At 59.4% G+C, this 5,313-nt stretch carries 3 protein-coding genes and 1 pseudogene; 2 read left to right on the forward strand and 2 right to left on the reverse strand.

Features of this window, described 5'->3' with window-relative positions; translation table 11 throughout:
• Window positions 1-791 precede the first annotated feature (791 nt).
• Window positions 792-2,225, reverse strand: a complete 1,434-nt coding sequence (locus Q0M35_RS17090) for an alpha/beta fold hydrolase (RefSeq protein WP_295317470.1) — start codon at window positions 2,223-2,225, stop codon at window positions 792-794.
• Between the two features lie 188 nt (window positions 2,226-2,413).
• On the opposite strand from Q0M35_RS17090, the gene Q0M35_RS17095 reads away from it, so the two are divergent.
• Together Q0M35_RS17095 and Q0M35_RS17100 are read left to right on the forward strand one after the other, a co-directional pair.
• Complete coding sequence (locus tag Q0M35_RS17095; protein WP_295317471.1) at window positions 2,414-4,270, forward strand: FAD-dependent monooxygenase; 1,857 nt, start codon at window positions 2,414-2,416, stop codon at window positions 4,268-4,270.
• A gap of 301 nt (window positions 4,271-4,571) precedes the next feature.
• Window positions 4,572-4,961, forward strand: a complete 390-nt coding sequence (locus Q0M35_RS17100) for a carboxymuconolactone decarboxylase family protein (protein WP_295317472.1) — start codon at window positions 4,572-4,574, stop codon at window positions 4,959-4,961.
• Between the two features lie 126 nt (window positions 4,962-5,087).
• Here Q0M35_RS17100 and Q0M35_RS17105 read toward each other — a convergent pair.
• A pseudogene (locus tag Q0M35_RS17105) lies at window positions 5,088-5,313 on the reverse strand (IS3 family transposase); the annotation flags it as partial.

Here is a 5,313-nt window from a genome sequence, read left to right on the forward strand (position 1 = left end):
AATGCACGTCTTTGCGTGCTTATGCCTGTGAGTGCTCGCGCTTTACGGTCGCCATGCATCACGCTGTTTGTGATGGTTTTTCGCGTGGGTTTGTCAACCGGACACTGCTGAAGCTATGCGCTGTCGAAACGCTGCCGGATAATGGCAGGCATGTTATTTTTGCCGGCAACGTCCCCCCGATCGGCCATTTCGGATCCCAGACCGCACGCGCCGGATGTCGCATGCGGCGCGGATGCCGCCGGACGGAGCAGAAAACGCCGGTGCCGTAATGGGGGCAATTTTGGCGCGGGGTGCCTGCCGCCCGGTGCTGCAACGCATAGCAAAGTCAGTGGCGCGGGCAGATTTGCGATGCTCGTAGCGCTCTGGACGACCAGACTGAAGTCATTTGCCGGAGAGAGCCAGGTCGTCATAATTTTTCAGAGCGCAGGCCGAAACTGTCGTGGTGCGGTGAATTCTATGGTGGGACCGCTTTTCGGCACCTTTCCGCCTGACCTGCGCCGGACGCGGGCTTTTGCCGGGGCGCCGGTAAAAATCGCACCTGCGCTCACCCGGACGTCGCCCGGGGCGGCTGCATGATGCGTGTTCCAACCAATCTCAAAAGACGCCTGACACGGCTGCCATCATCGCGCCGCAGAAGCAGTGGTTCTTTGGTGTGCTGAGGGCAGAGACCGCTGCATAAGCCTGCGTCCTGATGCTGGCGGGTGTCGATCCGCAGGGAACAATCGCCGTGCTCGCGGACCGATTGCCGGCACTGCCGGCCGCCCGTCCGGGCATCAGGACGGATGGTCCTCTCAGTCCTTCAGAAAGTCTGACACTTCCTGCAGAAACCGCTTCAGACAAGGATCACTGTCCAGCATCACATGGTTACGCCCTTCGAGCGGTATGAACCTGGCACCCGGTATGCTCGCGGCCATTTTCCTGCCTTCCTCAAAGGGTGCGCGTGCATCGTCGCGTACATGAAATACAAGGGCAGGCGCTTTGACGTTCTGCAACTCTTCAGAGATATCGATACTGTCGATTGCCAGCTGAATGCTCGCTGCATTTTCAGGTGGTGTGGCGCTTCTTTGCAACCGGGTGAAGCCCGACAATTGCTCGGCGCTGGCATCGGGCATAAAGAACGCGCCGAACATTCGCACATATGCATCAAGCTCCTTGCCCCAGCCCTCCCTGATCATGGTGATAAAGGCGTCGCTTTCGGCTATCTGACCTTCCGAGCCGCGCATCCTGCGTCCCCGGGCATATCCGCCGCAGAGTACAAGCTTGTTCACTCTGTCGGGATAACGCGCGGAAAAAGCCGCAGCGATCGCCGCGCCCTGAGACTGACCGATCAGCGATACGCTGTCGTGCCCGAGCGCAGCAATCACGCTCGCCAGATCCCGAACAGAGGCATCCAGGGAGAAATCAGCAATCTCCCGGTCAGACAGACCGCTTCCGCGCGCATCGTACCGCACGACCTGATGGTCAGGCGTCAGCAGAGTATTGAGGGCCCGGCGCATCGGGATGTGGAAATCAAGTTCAAGGTGCGTGAGCCAGTTTGAAACCGAAACGACGGGCGGGCCGCTCCCGGCTGTGGCAAAGGCGATGCGGACACCATCCGGCGTCGTGCAGAACCGGATCTGCTGCTCGATGTCCGCCGGTGCGCTGGTCTGCACCTCACCCCTCTGAGCAAGTGCGATCTGAAACACATCCACCGGGGAGGGGATGTTTTTAACGTGGCAGGGGCCGAGCCCGGCAATGGTGAATTCTGCGCTGTCACTGATGTGTTCGCGGACGTTACCGGAAATGCAGATCGTATCCGGTTCGGCGAGGCTTTCCATGCGGGCTGCGAGGTTCACGCCGTTGCCAAAGAGATCCGCGCCATCAACGATAACATCGCCTAGGCTGATCCCGATCCGCATTCTGATCGCTTCTTCAGGGGTCACCGCGTTCTGTCTTTCCGCCATCAGCGACTGTATTTCCACGGCGCAGTTCACCGCATCGTTGACGCTCGCAAATTCAACCAGAGCACCGTCACCCATCAGCTTAAATATCCGGCCGCCGTGACGTCTGACGGCAGGCCTGAAGACGCAGGCGAGGACCTCTTTCAGACGGGCGTGGGTTCCGGCTTCGTCACCGGCCATCAGGAGCGAGTACCGGACCACATCCGCTGCAAGAATTGCAGCAAGCTTTCTGTGATCCTTTGATCCCGGCACGCTGTCCCCGCAGTTGTCTGACTGTCCGGACAATATGAAGCGGCCTTGCCCCTGTCCACTTTTCAATGGCGACAAGGCGCCCGCCGGATGCAGCGCGCCCGCTCGGCGGCCGGACCACTGGTTGCGCAGAATGACACCTGATTGCCTGCCGGCTGTGTTTTGCCGTATCTGTATTCAGCAGCCCGGTTCAAAGGCAGCGGACCGGCGCAGGAGGCCTGGATATGCAGTATCACCTTGAAGGGTTCCGCGCAGGTGATCCGTCCCGCGTGCCGGCCGCTCGCAAAGACGCGCGCGACGCTGTTGACGTGCTGATTGTCGGATGCGGGCCGGCGGGGCTTACGCTGGCCGCACAACTCAGCCTGCTCGGGGATATTTCCGTGCGGATCGTCGAACGCCGGCCCGGACCCCTTGAAGTCGGGCAGGCCGACGGTATTGCCTGCCGCTCGGTTGAGATGTTCGAAGCCTTTGGGTTTGCCGACCGCGTGATTAAAGAAGGCTACCAGGTCAATGAGGTGAGTTTCTGGCGACCCGGTCCCGATGGCACGACGCTGACGCGCGCCGACCGTATCACAGATGTCGAAGATGACCTGTCTGAAATGCCGCATATCATCCTGAGCCAGGCGCGCATCCATGATTTTTATCTGCAGATCATGGCAAATTCGGCGCGCCGTCTGGTGCCAGATTATGACCGTGAACTGCTCTCGCTTGAACGCGATGACAGACATCAGTTCCCGGTCACGGCGATACTGGCACGGACGGGCCGGCCCGCAGAGACTGAAACGATCCGGGCGCGATATGTCGTTGGCTGTGACGGGGCACGCAGCACCGTGCGCTCCGAACTGGGCCTTGCCCTGAGGGGCCGTTCCGCACGGCAACTCTGGGGCGTGATGGATGTGCTGGTACGGACGAACTTTGCCGATATCCGGCTGAAATGCGCAATCCAGTCTGCGGATCAGGGCAGCATCCTGATCATACCGCGTGAAGGCGGCTATATGGTCCGCCTCTATATTGAGCTGGATGCTCTGGGTCCTGATGAACGCGCGTCTGATCGTGGCGTCACCCCGGACGAGCTGATTGACAAGGCGCGCCGCATACTTGCGCCGTTTGAATTTGACGTGGCCTCCGTGGCATGGTGGTCCGCCTATGAGATCGGGCAGCGCGTCTGTGATAGCTTTGATGATGCCGGAACCACCGGGCAGGGCGCGCAGACACCGCGCATTTTTATCGCCGGCGACGCCTGCCACACGCACAGCCCCAAGGCGGGGCAGGGCATGAACGTTTCCATGGCCGACGCTTTCAATCTTGGCTGGAAACTGGCCGCAGTACTGCGGGGGCAGTCGCCTGCTGCACTGCTCGACACCTATTGCGCAGAGCGTCGCGCGAAAGCGCAGGAACTCATTGATTTCGATCGCGATATGGCGCGTCTGTTCAGCGAAAAACCGGAAACCGGGCAGGATCCGGCGCGCTTTCAGGCTTATTTCAGGAAACACGGGCGCTACACTGCCGGGGTCGAAACCTGCTATGGCCCTTCGTTGATTACCGGTGACACGCACCATCAGAGCCTCGCGACCGGTTACGGGGTCGGGATGCGTTTTCACTCCGCCCCCGTGATCCGGCTGGCGGATGCAAAACCAATGCAACTCGGTCACGCATTGAAGGCCGACGGGCGCTGGCGGCTTATTATTTTCGCGCCGCAATCCGATACGGGCACTGCAGAGGGCGAGGTCGGTGCCATGTGCCTGAAGCTCAGGGACCTGGCGGACCGTGTCTCGCCATCCGGAGCGGACCCTGACGCGGTAATTGATGTACGTGCGGTCTTTCAGAGCCCGCACCTGTGCACAGACGTCTCAACGCTGCCCGACCTTCTGGTACCGCGGAAAGGGTCATTTGGCCTCACCGATTACGAAAAGGTATTCTGCCCGGATCCGGAACGCGGCGATATTTTTGATATGCGCGGTATTGATCGCGAACGAGGCGCGGCGATTGTTGTGCGTCCCGACCAGTACGTCAGTCTCGTGGTGCCGGTCACCGGTAGTGCGGAAATCGAGGAGTTCTTTGCGGGTGTGCTCCTGTCCTGAGCGCCGGATGATGTCATCCCGGAACGAGGGAGGCTTGCTGGTGCGCGGCTGGTTCCGGGAATTGCATACAGCGACTTGCCCCGCAGAGCCGTTCGATGCTGAAAAGTCCCAGGCGGAGTGGTTCGCACCGTCACGAGGCCCCCGCGCCGTATGCAGGCGCATCTAAGCGCCGCCTTCTGGTTTGGATGAAAAAAGACGCAAAGGTAGCCGGACTACCGGACACGCGGGAAATAAATGACGTGTTACACCTGTGAAATGCGTTCAGAAGGGATGCTGCTGAGCAATGCTGAAAGGAGAGCAGATGAGTAAATTTGATGAGGACCTGTTTCTGAAGGGGCTTGAGCAACGCAAGGCGACGCTGGGCGCGGATTATGTGGACAGGAACCTTGCCGCAGCGGATGATTTTACCCGACCTTTTCAGGAAGCAATGACCGCATGGTGCTGGGGTTTCGGGTGGGGGGATGATGTGATCGACGCAAAGACCCGCTCAATGATGAATCTGGCAATGATCGGTGCTCTGGGGAAAATGACCGAATGGGAAATCCACTGCCGGGGCGCTCTTCGAAATGGCGTCAGTCAGGACGAGATCCGCGCGATCATCCATGTCATCGGCATTTACTGCGGGGTCCCGCAGGCTCTTGAATGCTTTCGGGTGGCGAAAAAGGTTCTGAGCGAGGCAAATGAAGACTGAAGCCGCTTTGTGACAGCGTCATTTTGCAATCCACCAGTGGCGCGGACACCATTGTCCGTCGTCAGGTTTTTCGGAACCAATGGCGGCCTGAACTAAGAGAGAGTTTGGCTCATCCTATTGGTTTGATTATGCGGCGTGTTTGCGGTGATGCAAGCGGCGGGCTTCGATTGTCTTTTGTTTGATCCTTATGTGTTGCTGTAAAATGGCTTTGTCGCGCCCGAAGTAAACATCAGCGGGTGTGACGTTGTTGATGCTCTCGTGATAGCGCTGATAGTTGAAGTCATCGACAAAGGCCGTGATCCGGGCTTCAACATCGCCGGGCAGGAAGTGGTTTTTCAGCAGGATGCGGTTC

It is taken from the genome of Roseobacter sp., from assembly GCF_024639605.1.
Lineage (GTDB): Bacteria > Pseudomonadota > Alphaproteobacteria > Rhodobacterales > Rhodobacteraceae > Roseobacter.